Annotated in this window: 20 protein-coding genes; 3 read left to right on the top strand and 17 right to left on the bottom strand. The window is 58.6% G+C overall.

Annotated features, from left to right (window positions below; all coding sequences use genetic code 11):
- Window position 1 precedes the first annotated feature (1 nt).
- Entirely contained in the window at window positions 2-1,174 is a 1,173-nt protein-coding gene (locus KUF73_RS09945) for a M20 aminoacylase family protein (RefSeq protein WP_218437858.1), read from the top strand.
- A 215-nt stretch (window positions 1,175-1,389) separates the two neighbouring features.
- Window positions 1,390-2,730 carry an OprD family outer membrane porin gene (locus KUF73_RS09940; protein WP_218437857.1) on the top strand — a complete coding sequence of 447 codons (1,341 nt, stop codon included), beginning with the start codon at window positions 1,390-1,392 and terminating at the stop codon, window positions 2,728-2,730.
- Window positions 2,731-2,815: 85 nt separating this feature from the next.
- Here KUF73_RS09940 and KUF73_RS09935 read toward each other — a convergent pair whose 3' ends face one another.
- The 4 genes from KUF73_RS09935 to KUF73_RS09920 form a co-directional block, all read right to left on the bottom strand.
- Window positions 2,816-3,274, bottom strand: a complete 459-nt coding sequence (locus KUF73_RS09935; RefSeq protein WP_218437856.1) for a cupin domain-containing protein — start codon at window positions 3,272-3,274, stop codon at window positions 2,816-2,818.
- A gap of 341 nt (window positions 3,275-3,615) precedes the next feature.
- Window positions 3,616-4,776, bottom strand: coding sequence for a mandelate racemase/muconate lactonizing enzyme family protein (locus KUF73_RS09930; RefSeq protein ID WP_218437855.1), 1,161 nt, complete (start codon window positions 4,774-4,776; stop codon window positions 3,616-3,618).
- A 37-nt stretch (window positions 4,777-4,813) separates the two neighbouring features.
- Window positions 4,814-6,130, bottom strand: coding sequence for an MFS transporter (locus KUF73_RS09925; protein WP_256345541.1), 1,317 nt, complete (start codon window positions 6,128-6,130; stop codon window positions 4,814-4,816).
- A 253-nt stretch (window positions 6,131-6,383) separates the two neighbouring features.
- Complete coding sequence (locus tag KUF73_RS09920; protein ID WP_218437853.1) at window positions 6,384-7,436, bottom strand: LacI family DNA-binding transcriptional regulator; 1,053 nt, start codon at window positions 7,434-7,436, stop codon at window positions 6,384-6,386.
- Between KUF73_RS09920 and KUF73_RS09915 the strand changes: the two genes are divergently transcribed.
- The gene (locus KUF73_RS09915; RefSeq protein WP_218437915.1) at window positions 7,384-7,578 is read left to right on the top strand and encodes a hypothetical protein; all 195 of its coding nucleotides are present in this window, start codon (window positions 7,384-7,386) and stop codon (window positions 7,576-7,578) included. The two genes, KUF73_RS09920 and KUF73_RS09915, sit on opposite strands and share 53 nt — an antisense overlap.
- Window positions 7,579-7,741: 163 nt before the next feature.
- On the opposite strand, the gene KUF73_RS09910 is transcribed toward KUF73_RS09915, so the two are convergent.
- The 13 genes from KUF73_RS09910 to KUF73_RS09850 form a co-directional block, all read right to left on the bottom strand.
- On the bottom strand, window positions 7,742-9,397 hold the full coding sequence (locus tag KUF73_RS09910; protein WP_218437852.1) for an arylsulfatase: 1,656 nt from the start codon (window positions 9,395-9,397) through the stop codon (window positions 7,742-7,744).
- 61 nt (window positions 9,398-9,458) lie between these two features.
- Complete coding sequence (locus tag KUF73_RS09905; RefSeq protein ID WP_218437851.1) at window positions 9,459-10,253, bottom strand: cyclase family protein; 795 nt, start codon at window positions 10,251-10,253, stop codon at window positions 9,459-9,461.
- Complete coding sequence (locus KUF73_RS09900; RefSeq protein ID WP_218437850.1) at window positions 10,231-11,235, bottom strand: NAD-dependent epimerase/dehydratase family protein; 1,005 nt, start codon at window positions 11,233-11,235, stop codon at window positions 10,231-10,233. The genes KUF73_RS09905 and KUF73_RS09900 overlap by 23 nt, the downstream gene beginning before the upstream one ends.
- A gap of 10 nt (window positions 11,236-11,245) precedes the next feature.
- Window positions 11,246-12,229, bottom strand: coding sequence for a fumarylacetoacetate hydrolase family protein (locus KUF73_RS09895; RefSeq protein ID WP_218437849.1), 984 nt, complete (start codon window positions 12,227-12,229; stop codon window positions 11,246-11,248).
- A complete protein-coding gene (locus KUF73_RS09890; protein ID WP_218437848.1) occupies window positions 12,226-12,807 on the bottom strand; it encodes a cupin domain-containing protein in 582 nt (193 codons plus the stop codon). Before KUF73_RS09890 ends, KUF73_RS09895 begins: the two co-directional genes overlap by 4 nt.
- A 13-nt stretch (window positions 12,808-12,820) precedes the next feature.
- Entirely contained in the window at window positions 12,821-14,071 is a 1,251-nt protein-coding gene (locus tag KUF73_RS09885) for an MFS transporter (protein ID WP_218437847.1), read from the bottom strand.
- Entirely contained in the window at window positions 14,061-16,535 is a 2,475-nt protein-coding gene (locus KUF73_RS09880) for an RND family transporter (RefSeq protein ID WP_218437846.1), read from the bottom strand. Before KUF73_RS09880 ends, KUF73_RS09885 begins: the two co-directional genes overlap by 11 nt.
- Window positions 16,536-16,539: 4 nt before the next feature.
- Entirely contained in the window at window positions 16,540-17,646 is a 1,107-nt protein-coding gene (locus tag KUF73_RS09875) for a YCF48-related protein (RefSeq protein WP_218437845.1), read from the bottom strand.
- A 62-nt stretch (window positions 17,647-17,708) separates the two neighbouring features.
- Entirely contained in the window at window positions 17,709-19,097 is a 1,389-nt protein-coding gene (locus tag KUF73_RS09870) for a DUF1329 domain-containing protein (protein WP_218437844.1), read from the bottom strand.
- A 12-nt stretch (window positions 19,098-19,109) separates the two neighbouring features.
- Complete coding sequence (locus KUF73_RS09865) at window positions 19,110-20,807, bottom strand: DUF1302 domain-containing protein (RefSeq protein ID WP_218437843.1); 1,698 nt, start codon at window positions 20,805-20,807, stop codon at window positions 19,110-19,112.
- Between the two features lie 49 nt (window positions 20,808-20,856).
- Complete coding sequence (locus tag KUF73_RS09860) at window positions 20,857-21,981, bottom strand: FAD-dependent oxidoreductase (RefSeq protein WP_218437842.1); 1,125 nt, start codon at window positions 21,979-21,981, stop codon at window positions 20,857-20,859.
- 87 nt (window positions 21,982-22,068) lie between these two features.
- On the bottom strand, window positions 22,069-22,479 hold the full coding sequence (locus KUF73_RS09855) for a Rieske (2Fe-2S) protein (protein WP_218437841.1): 411 nt from the start codon (window positions 22,477-22,479) through the stop codon (window positions 22,069-22,071).
- Window positions 22,480-22,494: 15 nt separating this feature from the next.
- Entirely contained in the window at window positions 22,495-23,436 is a 942-nt protein-coding gene (locus KUF73_RS09850; RefSeq protein ID WP_218437840.1) for a VOC family protein, read from the bottom strand.
- Between the last annotated feature and the right edge of the window lie 126 nt (window positions 23,437-23,562).

Genomic DNA, 23,562 nt, shown 5'->3' with positions numbered 1-23,562 from the left:
GATGAACGCATTGAACCAAACCCGCGGCGAACTGGACCTGGATGCCTTTATCCAGCTGCGCCGGGAAATCCACCAGAACCCTGAACTGGGCGAGCACACCCCGCTGACCGCCGAGTTGGTGGCAAGCAAGCTCGAAAACTGGGGCTACGAAGTTCATCGCGGCATCGGTGGACATGGCGTGGTCGGCGTACTGCGTCGAGGCAGCGGCACTCGCCGATTGGGCCTGCGGGCCGACATGGACGCCCTGCCGATGCAGGAGAAAAACCGCTTCGCCCATGCCAGCCGAATCGAGGGACGCATGCACGCCTGCGGCCACGATGGCCATACCGCTATCCTGCTGGCTGCAGCGTGGCGAATGGCTCAGTCGCCTGACTTCAATGGCACGCTCAACCTGATTTTCCAACCTGACGAGGAAGGCTTGGGCGGAGCCAAGGCCATGATGGATGACGGTCTTTTCAGACGTTTCCCTTGTGATGCGATCTTTGCTTTGCACAACTTGCCGGGAATTCCTGTGGGGACCGCTGTGGTACAGGCGGGCCCCACCATGGCCTCTTCGGAATGCGTGAGCGTGTTGATTAAAGGTCGCGGAGGTCATGGCGCAATGCCCGAGCGCGCTGTCGATCCAATACCGGTGCTGGCCAGCCTGATCAACACGATCCAGACAGTGAAGTCGCGCAATCTCAGCGTTGATGAGCACGCCGTGATCAGCATTGGCATGGTCGAAGCTGGCACCGTCTACAACATCATTCCCGACACCGCATCGATGCTGATCAGCGTGCGTACCGACACAGCGCAGACCGAAGGCAAAATCAATCAGCGCTTGGCGGAGATCGCCCAAGGCCATGAACAGATGTTCGGCGTCGAAATCGAACTTGAAACCACGCAACTGGCGCCGGCGCTCGTCAATACGGCGGAGGAGACGGAGATGCTTCGCCAATGCCTGGAGCCGCTATTCAAGCCCGGCCACTTGTTGCCGCACGCTGCGAAGATCATGGCGACAGAAGACTTCGCGTGGATGTTGACTGAGGTCCCCGGCTGCTACTTCTTCCTGGGCAACGGCGACGGCGAGTTTCATGGCTGCTCAGTGCATAACCCGCACTACGACTTCAATGACGAGCTGATTCGCATCGGCTCCGATTGCTGGCTGAAACTTGTGAAGGATTATCTCAACTGATGCCGCAGGCTCCGGCATACAACTTCATTGCTGTTTGATGACTTCCAAGTGCCCGAGCCGCTAAATCGGCAACTAATTATCTGAACGACCACCATCAGGCCGCCCGCGGTCTGGTGGACAAGTCGGGCGACGCCCTGCCCGCGCAATAACTATTCATAACGATGACTCGGCGACTTTTTTCTTATCTGCCCTAAAAACAACAACAGGCAAAGTCTATGTATCGCAAAGTTAATTTGGCGCTCTTCAAGGTCGGCTCGCTGGCGGCCGCTATTTCTAGTTCCCCCGTCAATGCCCAGGAACAGGGCTTTCTGGAAGACAGTTCACTGACGCTCAATACCCGTCAATGGTACTCACATGAAGTCGGCCACAGAGCCACTTACTTCAAACTGCAGACACCAGAGGGTGTACGCAAGCTGCGTGACCGTACTGCCTGGCTGGAAGGCGTCAGACTCGACTTCGTCTCTGGCTTCACTGAGGGACCGGTGAAGTTTGGGCTGGATCTTTCGACCTTTTCCGCAGTGGCGCTGGAGCGCAGCCGAACAGCGGCGGCAGGCGGCAGTAATCGATTGATGGTCAACCAGGACGGCGATGTGGTTGATGACTGGAGCAAACTCGGCATCGCGACGCTGAAGTTCAAGGTCGCCGACACACTGCTCAAGATTGGCAGGCAGCAAGTCAGGACACCGATGATGTCCTACACCGACACCCGTACATTGCCTTCAACTTTCAATGGGATATCCCTGGAAAGTCGTGACATCGAAGGGTTAACGATCAAGTCTGGCTACTTCGACAAGGGCTCGCCGCGGACTGGGGCCGGAAGCCAGGACCTGACTCCCACTTACGGTTCGCCCCTGGTCACCAGTGACTTCAACGCTTACGCCGGGGCCGACTATATCTCTGCCGGTGGCTGGCGCAGCAGCGCCTATGTCTCTCGCTTCGACGACATCTGGGATCGCGAATATTTGGGCCTGGGCAAGAAAACCAACTGGGGATCGGTGAACGTAGATGTGCAACTGGACGCCTATAACACCCAGTCCAGTGGCCGCGAAATCGGCGGAAAAATCGACCAGCAGGCCTACGGTGTAAGTATCACTCCCCAATGGCGCAACCACTCGCTGAAGATAGGCCTGCAACAAATCAAGGGTGACGAGTATTTTGATTATCCCTACGAATCCAATGCCATCAGCCTGCCCAATACCATGATGTCCTTCTTCAACGGCCCCAATGAGCGCTCGATCGGGGTGTTCTACAACAACGATTGGGTCGCCTATGGTCTACCTGGTTTCAAGACAACGCTCTGGTACATCAAGGGCATGGGCATCGACGGCAGTCATTACGACGGTGGCCCGAACGGCATCTACAACTCGGTACTCAAGCAGCGCGGTGAAAGCCACTATGAAGTGGGCGCCAATGCCAGCTACACAGTGCAATCGGGCACCTTCAAGAACATCAGTCTGATCACCAGTTATTCTTCGCACCGTGCCAGTGAATATCAACTGGAAGGCAATCTCGATGAATTCAGGCTTATCGTCAATGTACCGATCAAGGTGTTCTAGTCGAGCACGCGGCATGTTGGCGCGATGAAACGGCGAAACGGCCGCAAGGTGCACAACCGGCCTTGCGGCGCATCCACCTGGCAGTTTATTCGACGTGTTCGAATTCGGCTTTTTCGCCTTTGTCGGGAACAGACAGAGGGATGCCCTCGACACCCGAATAGGTCACTATCACGACGGCCGCCTGATCGCCGGTTACGCCGCGATGGCTGGCGCCCACCGACTCAGCGAATGCTTGCCCGGCTTCCACCTTATGCCGTGTCCCCGATAGCCTGTCCTCGATCGTCAATTCCCCTGACACCACGTAGGCCGCATTCGGAACGGGATGGTGATGCCAAGGCAATGCCGTGTGGGGAGGTATGGTTATTTCCAGTATCGTGAGTTGCGGCTGCCCCTTGGGGTAAGACTCATAAGGCGTCCCGTCCCACGAAGCGCTCTCCTGCAATGCAACTTTTGCCTTGATTTCTGGTTTGTCCGCCGCGTGTGCGACGCTGGCGAACGTGGTCGCAAGGACAAGCAGGCTGGCGCAGATATTGAGTACCTTCATGACTTCCTCCTAACTGTTGTTATTTTTGAGAGGCCAGTTTCAGAGGGTTTAGCGAACAATGTATTGAATAATACTGCGAAACTTTTGAATGACTCTTCTGTTTCGCCGGCCTTGGCGATGAGTTGTTGCAAGAGGAAGTCTTTGACTTGACCACAATTGTGGTTTGTATTTTTTGTCGATCTGCCAGACAGGACACTTCAGTTGGACATGCCCTTTTTCATGTAAAGAAGCAGGGATAGCTTCCCTTTCGCAGATGTTTCTTCAGGTGGTTGAGAGCACGAAAGCATACGGATTAAAACGGCCGCCCGATGTGCAATACACACCGGGCGACCAAAGGTTCTTCAAGGACGAGTGCCCACCTCGGCTTCTTGCGCGGTCCACGGTTTTACTTGCTCGCTGAGTGTCAGCCCCAAACCAGGACGTGTGGGAACCAGCATGCGGCCGTCGCGCGTTTCCAGGCGCTCATTGAAGAGCGGCTCAAGCCATTCGAAATGTTCGACCCACGGTTCGGTGGGGTATGCGGCCGCCAAGTGAACGTGCAACTCCATGGCAAAGTGCGGTGCCAACATGAGTCCCGCTTGCTCGGCCATTGAGGCGACCTTCAGGTAAGGGGTAATACCGCCTACTCGTGGTGCATCGGGCATCAAGAAGTCAGCGCCGCGCAGCTTGATAAACTCGGCGTGCTCGGCAACGCTGGTGAGCATTTCACCCGTGGCGATCGGCGTATCGAATTGTTGTGCCAACGCGGCGTGGCCCTCGGCGTCATAGCAGTCCAGCGGCTCTTCAATCCAGATCAGGTTGTACTCTTCGAACTGGCGGCACATGCGCTGCGCAGTCGGGCGATCCCATTGCTGGTTGGCATCAACCATTAGAGGGAAGTTGTCCCCCAGGTGCTTGCGCACGGTGCTCACACGCTCAATATCGATGGCACAATCCGGCTGCCCGACTTTAAGTTTGATACCACCAATGCCCTTCTCACGGGACAGGTCGGTGTTCTTCATCAACTGATCAAGCGGCGTGTGAAGGAAACCACCTGAGGTGTTGTAGCAGCGTACGGAATCACGTTGAGCACCGAGCAATCGGGCCAGTGACAAGTTGGCGCGCTTGGCTTTCAAATCCCACAGCGCCACGTCGAAGGCACCGATGGCCTGAGTCGACATGCCGCTACGGCCTACGGATGCGCCAGCCCAGCACAGCTTTGTCCAAAGCTTGGAAATGTCACTCGGGTTTTCCCCGATCAACGCCGGAGCGATTTCCTTTGCGTGGGCGAATTGACCCGGCCCGCCTGCACGCTTGGAGTAGCTGAAACCAAGGCCACGGTGACCATCGATGGTTTCGATTTCCGCGAACAGGATCGCGATCTCGGTCATCGGCTTTTGCCGTCCCGTTAGCACCTTGGCATCGCTTATGGGATTGGCCAGAGGCAAAAATACCGAAGAGACCCGAACCCATGCAATGCGATCATCGTCGGAGGATTTGATAGGTTCTTGTTGTGCGAGCATGGAGCTCTCCTTAACAGTGATGAGGTCTTGAAAGAGATCAGGTACGTGGATTTGAAAACTGAGTGTTCACCGGAGCGCCTTCGACAGGGTTGACCGGTAGTTCTTCAAAATCATCAAGTTGCAGGCGCTTGAGTGGCCCGACGATAAACAGGTAGGAAAACGCGCCGAGCAATCCCATACCCGCGACATACATCAGCGCGACATCGAAGGATCCCAACTGGTTGATCATTACGCCGATGGCAATAGGCGTAACAATGCTGGCGAGGTTGCCGCAGAAGTTGAACATAGCGCCGCTGACCCCCATGGCCCGCGCCGGGGACACGTCACCGACAATGCACCAGCCCAGGTTGCCCACGCCTTTGGCGAAGAAGGCGACGGACATCACCAGAATCACCAAGGTGATCGATTGGGTGTAGTTCGCGACCATGATGCTACTGGAGAGCAACAAGCCACAGATGATGGGGGTCTTGCGGGCTGCGGTGAGGCTGAAGCCTTTGCGTAGCATCCAATCCGACCAGACGCCGCCGATCATGCCACCCAGGCACCCGGCGATAGGTGGAATGGCTGCGACCAGACCAACTTTCAGCATGGTCATGCCTTTGGCTTCGATCAGGTAGGTCGGGAACCAGGTCAGGAAAAACCAGGTAATCGACGTCAGGCAAAACTGCCCAAGATAGATGCCTGCCATCATGCGATTGCCACCGATGGCCTTCATGCGCTTCCAACTAAATGGCGTTTTCACGTCACCGATAGTTGGCAGGCCACCTCCAGCTTCGATGTAGTCGATCTCAGCCTGATTGGCACGCTTGTCTTTGCGTGGTTCCTGAACCATCCGGAACCACATAAAACCAATCAGGATACCGGCGCCACCTGTCACCCAAAACACGTGCTGCCAACCCCAGGTGCTGACCAGCCAGACCATCAAGGGAGTGAAGGCGGCCAGGGCAAAATACTGAGCGGACTGGAACACCGCCGTGGCCAAACCACGTTCGTGGCGCGGGAACCACATAACGGTCAAACGGTTATTGGCGGGGAACGCAGGTGCTTCAGCAACACCCATCATGAAGCGCAAAACAAACAGCGCGAGAAAGGCCGAACTGAACAGGTCAACGTAGCCTTGCAGAAAGGTAAAAACCGACCAGATGATGAGGCTCATCCCGAGAACGACTCGAGAGCCAAATCGATCGAGGATAATGCCGCCAGGCAGTTGCATCGATGTGTACGCCCAGCCGAATGCCGAGAAGGCGATGCCCATGGTCATGGCATCGAAGCCAAGATCAGTGCGCATGCTGGGGGCCGCAATGGACAGCGTCGCCCGGTCAACGTAGTTGAAAACTGTGACGATGAAAATCATCACGAGGATTAGATAGCGGACGTTCGTCTTCGCTACCGCTTGCGTAGGGTTGATCACTATTATTTTCCTTATTGTGAGTACAGCAATGAATCCTTGTGGCCCTTGCAGCTCCTGATAGCGGCTTGATCGGGCAATGATTGCGCAATCATGTGGGTTGCTAAAAAAGGCCCCGTCGATAGAGCCTTTGAGCCGATATTACACTGATTGCGCAATCATTCAACCGTGCGTTTGTCGGTAAAAGAGATTTTTCAGGTTAGGTACTGGCGCGGTCGATGAGGGTGAAGCCTGTATCGATTCGCACAGGATGATGACTGGCATTGGGTTGTTCAAAGCGCTCGAGCAGTGCCTGAGCCACTTGCAGACCAATGTTTTTGCCATCCACGCTGACGGTCGACAACGATGGATAAACTTGTGCCGCGCTGCTCAAATCCCCGAATCCCATGACGGCGAGGTCAGAGGGCACATTCATCGCTCGGCTGGCGGCTTCTGCCAAAACGCCTTGTGCCACTGTGTCAGAGCTGCACACCACGATGTCGGGTCGAACTGGTTGCTCCAACAGCCGTCGAAGCCCTTCCCTGCCGACTTCGAGCGTGGCTGGCGGCGCCAACACTTCCATGGGCACTTGTTCGATGCCGTGGCGCTTCAACTCCGCGATAAGGCTGTTGCAACGGCGCAGCCCGCGAGGATCACTGATCGTCACCACCGAGAAACGCTTGTAGCCCTTTTTCAACAAATGCCGTGCGGTCTCCTCCCCCACTTTTTCATGAGAGAAACCGACCAGCATATCCAGGGGCGCTTCGCTCAAGTCCCACGCCTCAACGACCGGAATACCGGCCTGAGCAATGCGTAGCCGACTGGATTCGGTGTGCAGTGTGCCAGTCAAAACAATCCCGTCCGGACGCCGACCAAGAACAGCTTCAAGCAGGTTTTCTTCCTGCTCGGCGGAGTAGCCTGTAAGACCCAGCAGAGTTTGGTAGCCCGCTTGGGTCAGGCGGTCCATCAGTGCTTGCACGGTGTCTGCGAAAATTGAGTTCGCGATAGTCGGGAGGAAAATCGCGACCAAACGGCTTTTATTACTCGCCAATCCCCCGGCCAGCATGTTCGGTACATATCCAGTCTTACGCACGGCTTCACGAACTTTTTCGCGAGTATCCTCGGTAACCAATTCCGGTCGATGCAATGCCCGGGAAACGGTCATCGGCGAAACACCCGCCACCTTGGCAACATCGATCAAGGTCAGGCTGGAACCCTTCTTGGCTGCTGTCACCGATGTGTCGGTGGAGGATGCTATTGATTTCTTTGCCATGAAGATTTCCGAATTTAAAGCTCAGTATCTGAAGCTGCGTGCCAAGCAGTCTGTTTGTCGGCCGAATTTACCAAAGACCAACACAACATTCACGATACTTGATTTAGCCCAATCGGATGGAAGCAACTGGGGACTGGATTGACCCCGTGGAAGACCCTAGTGGGTATTCCTCTGTATGAGTTGGGAGATGTTATTTATGGGCAGATCAAAAAGGGTTCATGTACGGTGTCTGCCATCATGCATCTGACCGAGTGCATAAAGGCAGCCCTCCCTCGAAATTTCACGCGGGCATCTAAGCGCTCAGGTCAATGCGCAGCAAACACCACCCCCACCTGCTCGGCATACTTCAACCAAGCCTCCTTCAACCGCTGTACCGTATCCGGTTGGGAGGCAGCCAGGTCAGTGGTTTCCCCACGATCTTGCGCCACGTCGAACAATTGCCATTGCAATGGCTGCGCGTTGTCGCCAAAGCCTGCCTGGGGTCGCATGCCCAACAGTTTGAGGCTGCCCTCGCGGTAATAAGCATTGCCGAACAGCTCCCCGGCCAGGCTGTCATTGGTGTGAGGGCTGCCTTTGCCGGCGAGCATCGGCAGCATTGATTTACCGGTAATCGGGTGTTTGCTCGTGCCTGTTGGCGCTTCGGTGGGCACCGCGATTCCCGCCAGTTCCAGAAAGGTCGGTGCCAGGTCATCTACTCGGACAATGCCACGCTCCACACCCTGACGACGCTGGGTCTTGGGCATCCGGATAATCGCCGGCACGCTGATGCCGCCTTCTGCGGTGGTGCCTTTGAACAGGTGGAACGGTGCAGCACTGACCTCGGCCCAGCGCAAGCCATAGTCGATCTGTGAACCTTTCTGCCCAAGGTTGGCGTAACTATTATCGGTATGCGCACCCGGCGGATAGAACTGGGCGTGGTTCTCCCCCGCCGCGCCGTTATCCGACATAAACACGATCAGTGTGTTGTCGTACTGCCCGCTCTGACGCAGGTAATCGATCAGTCGACCGATGTTATGGTCGAGGTTATCGACCATGGCCGCGTAGATTTCCATCTTTCGCGCCTCGATACGCTGCTGCTCAGGGCTCAACTGGGCCCATCCCGGCAGCTTTGGATTCACCGGCAGCGGGTTCGCAGGCTCGGCGTCGTTCGCCATTAGGCCAAGACTCTTCATCCGCTCGATTCGCGCCAGACGTACGCTGTCATACCCCTGATCAAACCGCCCCTGGTACTTCTCCAGGTACGCCTTGGGGGCTTGCAATGGCCAGTGAGGTGAAGTGAAAGCGGCGTAGGCAAAAAATGGCTTGCCGTCCTTTTTGCTGTTTTGCAGGTAGCTGATCAACTTGTCGGTGTAGAAGTCCGAGGAATAAAAGTTCTCCGGTAACTCCACGGCTTGGCCGTTTTCCCGGTAGTGCACTTGCTCGATTTTTGCCGGATCGACACTGGAGGGTTTGAAGTGCGGTGCACCGCCCTCCAGCAAAGTGAAAGACTGCTGGAATCCTCGTTGATCCGGTCCTTGATCAGGTTCCAGTCCCAAATGCCATTTACCTACCATCAAGGTGTTGTAGCCACCCGCTTTGAGTAACTCGGCAATGGAGTAAGAGCGCTGGTTGAGATACCCCTCGTAACCCGGTTTGCCCCGTTGAAAAGGCTGCAATGCCTCAGCCATGGTGCCAAGCCCGGCGAGGTGGTTGTCGGTGCCGGACATCAGCATCGAGCGCGTGATCGAACAGGTTGGCGCGGCGTACATGCTGGTGAACTGCATGCCTTCGTGAGCCAGTGCATCGAGTGTTGGCGTGCTGATTTCGCCACCGTAGCTTCCCAAGTCGGAATAACCCAGGTCGTCGGCGAGAATCAGCAGAATATTGGGTTGCGTCTGGTCAGTACTGGCTGCCATGGCCAGGCTGCTACCCAGTGTGAGTGCGCTAATCAGCAAGGCGTGAGGCAAACGCAAAAGCGGCATATTTTCTCTCTTATTGTGTTTAATCGAGGAACGACAACCTGGTCACTTACCCGGCGGATGCTTACTCTTCGAATATCGCAACCGCGCGTACAAACCCCGCCGACGCATGTTTGATCTTGTAGGGGAAACACGACACCACGAACCCGCTGGCCGGCAGGGCTTCAAGATTGGCGAGCTTTTCCATCTGCCCATAACCGATATCGCGCCCCGCTTTGTGCCCCTCCCAAATAATCGAGGCATCTCCGTCCGCGGCAAAACGCTCGCGGGTGTACTTGAACGGTGCGTCCCAACTCCAGGCATCGGTGCCGACGACACGCACCCCGCGCTCCAGCAGATACAAGGTAGCTTCACGGCCAATTCCGACGCCGGCATCGAGGTAACCCGGTTGACCAAATATCGCGCCGGCCCGGGTGTTGATCAGTACGATGTCCAGCGGCTGCAACGCATGGCCAATTCGCGTCAGCTCGGCTTCAATCTCATCGGCGGTCACCACGTGCCCGTCCGCCATGTGCCGGAAATCCAGCTTCACGCCCGGTTGCAGGCACCACTCCAGCGGCAATTCGTCGATGCCAAACGCTGGCTCGCCGCCATCCGTGGTCGAGGCGTAATGCCAAGGCGCATCCATGTGCGTTCCACTGTGAGTGGTGATGTGCAGCCGCTCGGCCGCCCAGGATTCGTTGCCCGGCATCTGATCGAGTTGCAACCCGGGGAACATCGCCGCCATCTCGGGCCAGCCTTGCTGGTGATCCATGTAGTCAATCTTCGGCAATAACGGAGGTGGGTCCGTGTAGGGGTTGTTGTCGAGGGTGACCGAGAGATCTACAAGACGACGTTTAGGCTTGGTTGGCTGCGACATGAATCGTGTCTCCAGTGAGCGACAAGTGGCGAGGGGTGGCGGGATTCAGGGCGTTGCGAATCAGCGCGGCAGCATTGCCGTCATGGCTGAAACCGGCGGCGCGCGCCTGCGGGGTTTTCAGTGGCGGCATGCGCCCGAACAACGCTTCCAGTTGGGTATCGGGGTCATGGCTGATCAGGCTGCGGCGTTCCTGCCCATAACTCGCCGCCAATGCGTCCACCACCTGGGCAATGGACAGATGCAGCACCGGCAACTGCCATACCCGTTGCGACGCCCATTGGTTGCTATCGAGTTCGGCAGCGTGAATCAGGTTGTTCACACAGCAACGCGCTGACATCCACCACGCTGTTGCCTGCGCAGAGACAGGACAACGATAGGCATCGCCTTCGGCAAATGCGCGCAACAAATCGCTCATGAAGGCCGAGCGCAAGCCATTGGGTTCACGCGGGCGGGCAACGATGCCCGGCAGGCGCAGTACGCGGCCGTCCACTTCGGCTCGCCGGCCGAGGTCGATAATGGCGCTCTCGACCATGGCTTTGTGCGTGCCATAAGACAATTGCGGACGCAGTTCAGCCTGCTCGTTCATTTTTGCCGGCAACTGGGCGCCGTACACCGCCACGCTGCTGGCATACACCAGCACCGGTGGCAGCGCTTTATTGCGCAGCTGGTTAAGCAACTCCAGGCTGGCCAGCAGGTTGACCTGATAACCCAGTTCGTACTGCTCTTCGGCGGCGCCACCGGGGATACTGACCAGGTGGAACACCACGTCAATGCCGTCGGCCAACACCCGGCGCATCAAGGCCACATCGGTAATGCTGCCGTAATGACGGCGCAAACGCGGGTCCTCCGGCAAGCCTTGCAGGTCGGTATCCAGCACCAACAACGAATCGATGACGCGACCGCGCAAGCTGCCGCGCGCCAGCAGGCATCGCACCAATTCACGCCCCACAAAACCATTGGCGCCGGTAATCAATACTCGCATGTGCCACTCCTCAGCCCTGAGCCTGAACCACACGTTGATCGATTGCACCGAACAACGACTGGCCGTCGCGCCCCTGAACATCCATGTGCACGCGATCACCAAAGCGCATGAACCCGGTTTGCGCGGCACCCTGTTCGATCATTTCAATTGCTCGACGCTCGGCGATGCAAGCGGAGCCCACACTGCGTTCGGCATTGGAGACCGTGCCGGAACCCATCAACGTGCCGGCACCCAACCTGCGAGTCAGGGCGGCATGGGCGATCAACTGGCCAAAACTGAAATTCATCTGCCCGCCGTGCGGATGACCAAACCATTGGCCGTTCCAGTGCACCTGCAAGGGCAGATGCACGCGCCCGTCCCGCCAGGCATCACCCAGTTCGTCCGGCGTGATGGCCACGGGGGCGAAGCTGGATGAGGGTTTGGCCTGCAAAAATCCAAAGCCTGTGTGCATTTCCCGTGGGGCCAGGGCGCGCAAACTGACGTCATTGATTTGCAGAATCAGCTTGATGTGTTGCAGCGCCTGTTCGGCGGCGCACCCCATGGGCACGTCATCCACCAGCACCACAAACTCGCCTTCGAAGTCGATGCCCTGGCTTTCGCTTGGCAGCGCGATATCGTCGCGCCCCCCCATGAAATCGTCGCCGGCGCCCTGGTACATCAGCGGCGTGTGTTCGACGCCGTCGATAGGATCAAGGTTGAACGCTTTCTGCATCAGCGCACCATGGCTGAGGAATGCCGAGCCGTCGCACCACTGGTAAGCACGCGGCAATGGCGCCATGGCCTGAGCCGGGTCGAAGGCAAAGACCTCCGCCGCTTCGCCAGCGTTCAGTTTGCTGGCAAGTGCCTGCAAACGCGGCTCCACGCTACTCCAGTTCTCTATCGCCTGTTGCAAGGTGGGCGCCACGGAACCGGCATCCACTGCCCACGCCAGGTCCCGCGAAACCACCACGAGCCTGCCATCTCGGCTACCGTTTTTCAGGGTGGCGAGTTTCATATCGATGCTCCTTGTTCACGATTCAACTCGTCAGCGAAACGCCCGTCGAGGAGGATGAATACCATGCGCGCCATCGCTTCGGTGCGATTGCTCCAGGCATGGTTGGTGCCGCGTTGCACCACCACGTCTCCACGTTTTAGGTGCACTTGTTCCTCATCCAGCACCAGCCACACTTCACCCTCGGTGACGATGCCGTAGTCGAGGGTTTCGGTGCGGTGCATCAATTTATGCCGGGCGCTGCCCTGCCCGGTACCCGCGTGGACCTGGCCAATTTCAGCGAACACCGCCGCGGCGTTTTCATCGCTGACCTGGTTCTGAATGCTGTCCGGAGGAATGTCCACCACCCGAATGACGCTGCCCTGTGGTCCGGGGCTGAGTTGCAACGGTTTGCTGCTCGGATCACTGGCGTTGTCGAGTAACGCCGGGCTGGTGCGGCTGTTCCACAGTTCATGAAACACCGTGCCCGGCACGGAAGACAGCGGGAACACATTGGGCGTCGGCCCATGACTGGCGACGATGGCCCGACCCTGTTGATCGTGACCGGTAACCACTCGTTTGAATTCAGGAAGCGCTTGCATGGAAAATCCTCGTTCAGTTTCCGTCGCCGATGGTGGTGTCACCGACAACAATGTTCGCGTCGTCCAACAGTCCCGCGATCCGGGGCACGGCCAGACACAACACCGCCACCAACAGTTGCAGCCCGCCGACAATGGCCAACGCCTGCGGTAGCGCCCTAGCGGCGCCATGAGTCATGCCCAGCACTGCAAGGGGGCTGATAAATTCGCCGGCGAAGATGGCGGCGGTAAAACAACCCGCAGCCCGCCCGCGTTGATGGAAATTAACTTGCGCCATGATCCAGGTGATCAGCGTCGGCAGCATCAAGCCAACGCCCAGGCCGTTGATCAGCACGGCGACCACGACCTGCACATGGCTCAAGGCATCAGCCATCAACAATCCGCCGATGCCCGCCAGCACATAGGCGATCAGCAACATGTGCTGCCCGCGCCTCCCGCTGAACAAACGAAAACTCAGTGCACCGACCAGAACGCCCAGTTGATTGGCGCCCATGGTCAGGCCGATTTTTTCCGGTGCGTCCACTTGCAGCAGATTGAGCAGGTAACCGGCCTGCACCGGCACGATAAACAGGCTCAAACCTGCCAACAGCGCCAGCACGTACAGGGGTGTGAGCGCGCGCCATGGAAATTTGCCTGTGGGCACCGCTTGCGTTGCTTGCTCTGCCTGCGGGCGAGCCTGCGGTTCCCACAACTGCCAGGCCATCAGCGGCAAGAAGATCAAACCCACGGCGTACAGCGCGAACGGCGTACGCCAGTCGTCTTGCCCTAGGAACCCACCCAGCGCGATAAACACCGCTGCGGACAACGAGGTGGCGACCATCTGCAAGGCGAACAAGCGTTCACGTTTGGCACCGCTGTAATAGTCGCCCATCAGCGTGGTGCAGCAGGTCATGATGCCCGCCTCGGCCAATCCGATGCCCGCACGGCTGAGCACGATCATCTGCAGCGAGTCGAGCCAAAGCGGCAGCACGCCACAGAGGACGTACAGCAACATACTGGCGAGCAGCAATGGCTTGCGCCCCAGCCTGTCGGCGATCAGCCCGGCGAACGGCGCCAGCATCGCAATCACCAATGCCGGCAAGGTCAGTACGATGGGGACCAGCACGGCGCTGCCAGCGACATCGGCGAAATGCGCCTGCATCCGTGGCAATACCGGGGCCAGCAATACGGCCCCCAGCACCGGCAAACAGCTTCCCAGCAGCAGCAACAGCGATTGCGGCAATCCGGCGTGTCGGGTGGAGTTGTCTATCAAGGAATTAGCGACCATGGCAGTGATCCTTAATGCGCAGTGGGTGAACGTTCGCAACAACCGCCGGATCAGAACCCGCCACCTTGACCCCATTCACCGCTACAACCGCACCGGTCGCAGCGCTGCGTGCGGGTAACAGGAAGTACGCCAATGCCGGCAGCAACACCAAGGCACCGACCATGTTCCAGATGAACATGAAGGCCAGCAGGACACCCATGTCGGCCTGGAATTTGATGGGTGAGAACGTCCAGGTCGCCACGCCGATGGCCAGGGTAATACCGGTCAGCATCACCACCTTGCCGGTGGACACCAGCGCGCGGTAATACGCTTCGGACAGGCTCGCCCCCTGGCGCAAATGCCCCAGCAGAATGCTCATCACGTACAACGCATAGTCGACACCGATACCGACACCCAAGGCGATGACCGGCAGCGTGGCGACTTTCACCCCCATGTTCAGCCAGACCATCAACGCTTCACAGAGGATGGACGTCAGCATCAGCGGAATGACCGCGCACAGCGTCGCGCGCCAGGAGCGGAATGTGATCAGGCACAGCACAATCACCGCGCCGTAGACCCAGACGAGCATCTCGCGGTTGGCTTGTTTGACCACAATGTTGGTTGCTGCTTCGATACCGGCGTTACCGGCGGCCAGAAGGAACTGCACCTCGTCGGTGTTGTTCTCGGCGGCAAATTTTTCCACGTGGTCGACCAAGCGCGTCAGCGTCTCGGCCTTGTGGTCGGTGAGGTAGGCGTACAGGGTCAACAGGCTGCAGTCTTCGTTGTACAACCCACGCGGCGCACTGGCGGTGATCATGTTGAGCATCGCCTGGTTGTTCTGTAGCTCATACCACTTCGGGTTGCCTTCACTGAGCCCGACCAGCATGCGACGGTTCAGCAACGCCAGTGAGTTGGTCGAGTCCACACCCGGCAAAGCGCGCAGTTGCCAGTCCAGGGCATCGACCTTGGCGAGGATGTCGTAGCGCGCACAACTGCTGGCCGGTGTTTTCACCATCACCGCAAACAGGTCACTACTGGCACCGTAGTGACGGGTCAGAAAGGCATCGTCCTGGTTGTAGCGCGAGTCCGCACGCAGCTCCGGCGCACCGACGTCGAGGTCACCGATTTTCAGTTGCAGGCCCACTAGAAAACCGACAACCGCCAACGCAAGGCTGATGGCGATGCACAGGCTGGCCCAACGACGATGGGTGAATAGGTCAAGAAAGCGCCAGAACCCATGTCGCGCCTGACCGGATTGCTCGGCTTGTTCGCTCTTGAGGCTCAGTTGTGCCGCACGGGGAGAAACGCCGACATACGAGAGCAACACCGGCAGCAGGATCAGGTTGGTGAAGATCAACACCGCGACGCCAATGCTGGCGATCACCGCGAGGTCCTGGATGACCTGGATCTTGATCAGCATCAGCACCGCAAAACCCACGGCATCACACAGCAGCGCCGTCAGCCCGGCGAGGAACAAACGACGAAAAGTGAAGCGTGCAGCCACCACCCGGTGCATGCCACGACCGATGTCTTGCATGATGCCGTTCATCTTCTGCGCGCCGTGGCTCATGCCAATGGCAAACACCAGAAACGGCACCAGCACGGAATACGGGTCCAGTTGGTAGTCCAGCAAGGGCAGCAAACCGAGTTGCCAGACCACCGCGACCAGCGAGCACAACACCACCAGCACGGTACTGCGCAGGCACCGGGTGTACCAAAACAGCACGGCGGTGGTGATCAGGATCGCGACGGCAAAGAACAGCAGAATCTGTTTCAGACCGGCAATCAGGTCGCCGACTTTTTTCGCGAAACCGGTGATGTGAATGTCGATTTTTGCGCTTTGATGGGTGCTGCGCAGCGTCTCCAACTGCTCGGACAGGACCGCGTAATCAAGTGCCTTGCCGTCAGAAGTGGTTGCCAACAACGGCACGTAAATGATGCTGGAAGTCTGATCGAACGCCACCAGCTGTCCGAGTTCATTTGAGCGCTGCACATTGCGCCGCAGTGCATCGAGGTTGGCGGTGGTGCCGCTGTAGTCATCGGGTATCACCGGACCGCCATCAAGGCCGTCTTCGGTCACTGCGACCCAACGGGTGGCGGGTGTCCACAGCGACTTCATGTAAGCCCGGTCGACACCCGGCAGCAGGTAGAGTTGGTCGCTCATGGCCTGCAGGGTTTTCAAATACTCGGCGTCGTAGATGCTGCCTTGCCGGTTGGCCACCACAATGCGCAGGGCATTGCCTAGACCGGTGAGCTGTTTCTGGTGCTCAAGGTAGTTGGCAATGTAGGGCTGTTGTGTGGGGATCATCTTTTCGAAACTGGCATTGAGCTCGATGCGGGTGGCTTGATAACCCAATACCAGGGTTGTCAGCACACACACCAGCAGCACCCACAGGCGGTGATTGAACAGCGTGCGTTCCACCACCGAACCGGAGCGTGGATCGAAATTCGCCAGGCTTTGCGTGGCGTTGTCGAAAGACTTCATAACCTCACTCCGAAGCGGTAACGATTGACGGCGAAAGGCGCGTCAACCCAGTGAAACCCGCGAGTACCAGGCTGCCATCGGCGGCCTGAATAACACTGGAAACGGGCTTGCCGAGCGGTTTGCCATAGGGTTGGAGCAATGCATCGGGTTGGCTGTTGGTGCGAAACAAGGCACCGGTTTGATTGACCAGCAGCAACTGGCCGTCATCGGTGCGGATCGCATCGCTGAACGACACCGGCATCGACACGGGCGCTGGCTGGAAGCTCTCGCCCAGATCGCGGGAGGAAAACGCATTGCCCTTCAGGCCGGCCACCAGCAAGGTGCCGTCATCGCGCAATTGCAGGGTGAAAAAGCTGCCCGCATAGGGGCTTTCCAGCTGAGTGAATGACTTGCCGGCATCGTCCGAGCGAGCGAGGTAACCCTGCTCGCCGGCCAAAAACCAGTGTTCACCCTGTTGAGCGATGGCAGACAAGTGCGCGCCCATCGGGTTGTCGATTTGCCCCATGATCGAATGCCAGGTGGAACCGCCATCATCGGTGTGAAAGGCCAAGCCGTAAGCCCCGACAATCACGCCGTGTTGGTCATCCACGAACTGAAGGGCAAGAAACGGCTTGTCAGCGCCCTCCCCGACATAACGTTCAGCTGTTTGCACACGTACGGCGGCTGCGTCCTGGTCGTTGGCGGCAGGCAATTGCTCCCTGGCGGCGGCCAGCTCAAGTTGCGCCGCTCGAAGGCCATCCAGTTGCACGACCCAGTGTTCACCCCCGTCACGGGAGGCCAGGACGACACCGCCATGCCCCACGGCCCACCCCGTGCTGGCGTTGACGAACTGCACCGCCGTCAGGCTGACCGAAACCGGCACGGCGACCTGACGCCAGCTTGCGCCGTTGTCATCGGAAAGCAGCACGATGCCCCGCTCCCCCACCGCTACCAGGCGTAAACCCGCCCGGGCCAGATCCAGCAGCACCGCGGAGGTTGCTTGCGGTACCTGCATCGCCGGGGTGTTCAGTACGTCGCCCACCGCCGCGGCCTGCGCCAGGCTCAATGGCATCGCCAGAGGCAACGCCATAAGCCACATCAGCCGACCAACCACCTGACAGATTCTGTTCATTACCGACCTCGAAAAACCGTTAAAAACCGGATCGCGCTCCACAAACCACGATCCGGCCTGACTCAACGAACCCCGGCACCCGCCATCGCTGCAGGCGAAAACTCCGAAGCCTTATAGCGATCCACCAAGCCGTACTGCTCCGGCAAGCCGGTGTAGACGTTCTGGATAAACCAGGCGCCTGAGGTCAGGTCATAAAAGCCCGAGGACAATTGCGCTTGAGCGGGCAGGTCCGGCATGACTGCCGGCAACGACCACAGGGTCTTGGCCAGTTGGCCGTTGGCGTCCCAGCGGTCGCCCAGCATCGCTTGCCAGGTGTCTTCATCGAGGTAGTAGCGGCCCTTCGGCAACTGGTGACGTTTACCCGGCGCCAAGTCAGCCTCCACGACCCAGACCCGGTGCAATTCCCAACGCACGTAATCAGGGTTCATGTGGTGTGCGAGGAACAGATCCTCAGGTTTGCCGGCGGTTTGCACTTTGTTGGTGTTGTAGGGGATGTACATCTCCTGCTTGCCCACCAGCTTCCAGTCGAAGCGGTCCATGCGGCCCTGGAATACGCTCAACTCGTCGAACGACATCACGCCGGCAGTGGCAGGTGTCGGGGTATCGCAGCAGGCATTTGGCAGCTTGCGCACCCGGCGTTGACCGGTCAGGTAAACGTGCGCCTGGGACAGGTCGCCATTGATGTTGGTGCGGCCCATGATCTGCTCGCCGGCACGCAACGGTGGCCCGACGTTGAGCAGACGGAACAGCCAGTAATCACCGGCAAACGTTTCCGGCGACCCATCCTGGTAGTAATACGGCATTTCCTGGATGGCCTTGCCGTCGGTGGTCATCACCTGTTTGCCATCGGCGGTCATCAGGTAGTGACGAAAATGCATCGCCACCGAGGTGCCTCGCCAGTTCAGCACGTGGTTCCACATGGCTTCGGCGCCATTGCTTGGCACCGGGAACGGGATGCCGCCAAACGCGCCTTGCGGTACGGGACCGGCGCTGCTGTCGACCAGTTTGGCGCGGGTAGCGTTTTTCAGGGTGTTGTCATACACCCACTGTGGTGCGGCGGCCGAGCGCCGGGTCGGGTAAACATCGATGCGGTAGGTGTCCGGGAAACGCTTGAACATTTCCTTGGTGCCATCGCTGAGCTTGCCGGCGTATTGCGCAAGGTTTTTCGAGGTGATGCTGAACAGCGGTTTGTCCGCGGCAAACGGATCGGAGCGTTTTCCACCTTCCTTATAGGAGGGATCGACCTTGGTGTAACCACCGTCCCAGGCGGGAATGGAACCGTCAGCGTTGCCGGCACGTTCAGCACCGAAAGGCGTCAGGCTTTTCGAGAGTTTCGCCGCGTCTTCAGCCGTCGCTGCCACTGTCATCTGACTGCAAACGGCCAGGCTGCCCAGCAGTGCGAAGCAAAGGGCTTTGAGCTTGAAAGCTCCGGTCTTTTTGTTGTGGGTCATGCGCAAGTCCTCTTAAAACGTGGTCTTGACGGAGAAAGACAAGTAGTCCCGGTCTTTCAGCGATTGCTTGAAATTGAACTCGTTGGCGCCATTGAGGTTGGTGTCCTCGGGGCCGTAGTAGTGCGTGTAAGTCAGGCCCGCGGTCACGCGATCCAGGTAGGTGGCCGTAATGCCGATGTTCATATCGCCACCGTTGTCCGGACCGAACGAGCTGACCACCGCGGATTTGCCCAGGGGGAAGTAGCTGAGGCCGACCGGGATGCCGATATCGACGCCCGAGAAAAACTGGCGGTAGGTCGGGGTGTAAACCACCTTGAAACCGAGACCGTCATCGGTGGCATTGGGGTCAAGCGCTGCACGGTTTTTAGTGACGCTGAGCAGACGGTTCCAGGCAACCTCACCGACGAGTCCCGACTCATTGGCAATGAAGTTCGGCCCGAACGAAGCCAGTACGTTGAGGTTGATGTGGGCGGTACGGCCGACGGCATAAAGCGGGTTGTTGTCGTTATCAGCGTCAACACCGGGCAACACGGTTTGACCGTTGGAAACCAGCGGCATGTTCCAGCGCATCGAGGCTTCACCGGCGAAACTGTATTCATCCACGGTGGTGGAAAAACTGGCGCCCAGGGCGCGGATGTCTTCCGGATACACCCAGTAGTACTCACCGATTTGCCCGGTACTGAAGTTCGGCACACCCGTAGAAGGTTTGAGATACAGCTTGGGGGTCTTGTCGTTGTACTGGATCGCGTAAAGGCCGTATTCGACAGTCTCCGCGTTGTATTTCAACTGCAGACCGCCCTGCCCTGAGCTTTTCGCTTCCTTGTCATTGCCATGGAAAAACGCCGCCGGGCTGTTGGGATTGCCACCGAGGAATGCGGGGAAAGGTGCTCCCACGATCAAGCGTTCGTTGCCTTCGCCGATGGTGTCGCTGGTGGAGAAATAACTGCCGGCACCGGGCAGGCGCGTCTCTTCCCATTCGAGTTGGTAAAAGGCGCCGAGCGACACGGCGTCGGTCAGTTGGAAAGTCCCCGACAGTTGATTGACCGGACGGGTGATTTCCTTGAACTGGGTGTTGGGGACGGACTGCGCCTTGACCACATCGACCGGCCCCATGCCCCCGGCAATGCCGTTGGCACCGAAGAACAGGCTCTCGCCCCAGACCAACCCGTGGCGGCCGGCGCGCACTGACGTGGCGTGATCGCCCAACTCGCCGTTCCAGTACACGAACGCATCGAGCAATTCGCCGTCACCGCCGTGCAAGTGGCGGGTGTCATCGGTAAATTCGTCATAGGCCACGGAACGGGCGTTGGCGCGTGTCGGATCAGTGTTGTCGTTGTCTTGCTGATATTCGGTGTCGTACCAGGCGGCGCCACTGAGGCGCGCGCCGACGTTTTTGAAGGACATATCCAGTTCGGAAAGGATGTCCGTGCGGTTGGAGATCAAGCCCTTTTTGAAGGCCCGATCACCGTCGTCCTGATTGAGTGCCACCTGCCCTTCAGTCAGTTTGCTGCTGGGGTTCTGGGTGCGCCATGCGGCGCTGTACTTGACCGTATTATCCCAACGCAGGCTGAAATCCGGATTGCCGGTATCCACTTGAAAGGCATGGGCAGCCTGGCTGCACAGCACCAACGCCGCCGCCAAACTGAAACCAAAGGGTGCAGACGTGCTGACCGGGCGACGCGCAAGCGTCGCAGTCGTGGAATTGACCATCGCGTTAACCTCTTGTTTTTATAGTGGTAACTGCTGTGGATGCGTTGAATCAGATAGGCTCGGCCGTGCGTGCGAGCATCTGCTTGACCAGCCCGATGCGGTCGAAGTCGCGGTCGTGCTGCATCTCTTTGTCGCCGGCCAACACCGAGCTTTCGCTGATGTATTTGCAGCGCTCGAAACGGCGCTCCATGAAGCGCTTGAGCTGTTGCTCAATATCGCCTTCACCGGTCAGCTCCTCACTAAGCACGATGGCATCTTCGATCGCCATGCCGGCGCCCTGGCCGAGGTGCGGCGTGGTGGCATGGGCCGCATCACCGATCAACAGAACGCGGCCGCGATACCAAGGCTCGTCGACGAAAACCACTTCCATCGGCTTGTAAACAACCTGGCTACTGTCGGTGATTTGTTCACGCAGTTCGCCGATCAGGCCGGTAAACCCTTGCAGGCGCTGACGCATTTGCTCGGCCAGAGTGGCCGGGTCCATCCACGGATTGGTGGGTTCGTGGGAAGTCAGGAACAGGTACATCAGGTCACCGGCCAACGGCACCAGCCCGGCATTACCGTCGGCGCTTTGGTAGTTGGCGAGGTGATCGATGTGCGGGTCGCGTGGGAAGTTGTAGCGCCACACCGCCTGGCCCGTGAACCTCGGTTGGTACGTATCGCCAAGCAGCAGGTCGCGAACTTTGGAGAACAAACCGTCGGCACCCACCACCAGGTCGTACCCCCCGCTGCTGCCATCGGTGAACACCACTTCAACGCTGTCGCCAAGGTCCTTCAGGGATTCGACACTGAGTCCCAGGCGTACGTTGGCGCCCAGTTCGAGGGCGGTTTCGCTGAGCACTTTATGCAGCGCCAAACGGGAGATACCAACGTTCGCCGGATAGGCAGGCCCTGCCAGACGCTGACCCGGGATGCGCGCCAGTTGCTGACCGGCCGGGCCATAGATGGCGACGTCTTCAAAGGCATACGCGGCATCGAGATAACCATCGAGCACGCCCAGCTTGGCCATCTCGCGAACCACATTGCTCTGCTGGATGATGCCGACACCGTAAACCGTCCACTCTGACTTGAGCTCGATCAGGTCGACCTCAACGCCCTTGCGCCGCAGTGCGATGGCCGCACACAAGCCACCAATCCCACCACCCACGATCAGAACTTTGTTCACTGCACTCATGACTTACTCACTTTTTATTCTTGTGATTCGATGCAGCGCCGGGCGCTACGTCGTTAGGTCCAGCTTCCCGTCAAAGCAGGGATTTGACTAATCGCGAGTAGGGATGCGATGTATCGCCAAACGCGATACCTCGACCGGCCCCGATAACGCGGTAGATCTCGGCATTTCCAGCACCAGCCAGCCCTCCTCCAGACGCCATGGCAACGCGTCCAGGCCCTGGCCCAGACATGGGCCGTAGACACATTCGCCGGTGCTCGGGAGAAACTGCGCGCCGTGGGCGTAACAGACGATCAGCTGGCCGTCGGCCGACAAAAACCGGTCCTTTCGGTACTCCAGGCGCACGTCCAGATGCGGGCAGCTGTTGCGATAAATCCGCACTTGCCCCTCGTGCACCAAGGCAAAAACACTGTCCTTGCCGCGCTGCAACGGGTCAAAACCGCGCGCCTGCCCTTCTGCCAACTCGTCCATCCGGCACAGAAAAAAATCGCTGTGGCTCATGGTCAACACCCGCACTCAGCCGTGCTTGGGTGGCGGGCCGCCCGGTGCCCATTTTTCTTTCGAGTTGAACAGGAACAGCTGCGAGTTATCCGCCGACAGTGGCGCACGGCGCGCCTCCCAGGCGTCATCGTGCTTGTCCATGTCCGCGTCGTATTCGATGTGGCAGCCCAGCGGACTGTTGAAGTACCAGAACCAGTTGGAGCCAAAGAGGTGGCGGCCAGGGCCCCAGAAACTGGTCCAGCCTTTTTGCTCGAAGCGCGTACCGGCCAACAACACTTCGGTACCGCTGCCCATGTGGAAGGTGAAGTGTTCGCAGCCCTTCATGTGTGGTGGGGTCTGGATCATGAACAGGCAGTGGTGATCATCGGAACCTGCCGGGCGCATGAACGGCCCTGCGCCGATAAAGGTGTCTGTGGTTCGAAAGCCCAGGCGTTCGGCATAGAACGCTTCGGCCTTGGCCGCATCGGGGACGAAATACACCACGTGCGACAAGGTGCGCGGCGTGGCATTCATTTCGAGCGTGATGCCGGGCTGATTAAGCGGACGCTGTGGCGCATGGCCGGCGGCGTTGGTCAGGTCTTCCGGAGCGCTATACGCCTTGCGGACTGTGACCTGGAAAGCAATCGCAAAACCCATGTCGTCGACACTGTGCAACACGCCGTTGCCGTCACGGGTGACCTGACGATCTCGCGCCAGTTCATCTGCGATGGCATCGAGGTCGGCAGCGCTGGCGACGCCATAAACGGTTTCGCGAATCGAGGGTGCCGGGCCAATGGCGGCAGGCAAGTCAGGGTCGTCCGACCGCCGAATGATCACGGCAGTGCCGTCCAGTGCTTCGAAACGCCCGCCGTTACTGTCGACAGCGACAGGGGCCAGGCCGTAGTCACGCAGGCAATCGGTACAGGCTTGGATGTCATCGACGCCAAAGATCAGGGCATCAAGGCCAAGGATGTTCATGGCTACCACTCCATTGAAATTAGTATCCGGACGAAGCGGCCGCAGGCTCGATAAGCCCGTCAGTGATGCAAGGGGTCCGGTGGTGGTGTCGGCAAGGGTGCCGACTGCCACGAAGATTGCCGGGCG

Origin of the sequence: Pseudomonas sp. PD9R, assembly GCF_019200975.1 — a bacterium.
GTDB lineage: Bacteria > Pseudomonadota > Gammaproteobacteria > Pseudomonadales > Pseudomonadaceae > Aquipseudomonas.
The sequence above is the reverse complement of the archived record's forward strand: the minus strand, read 5'-3'. Positions and strand labels throughout refer to the sequence as shown.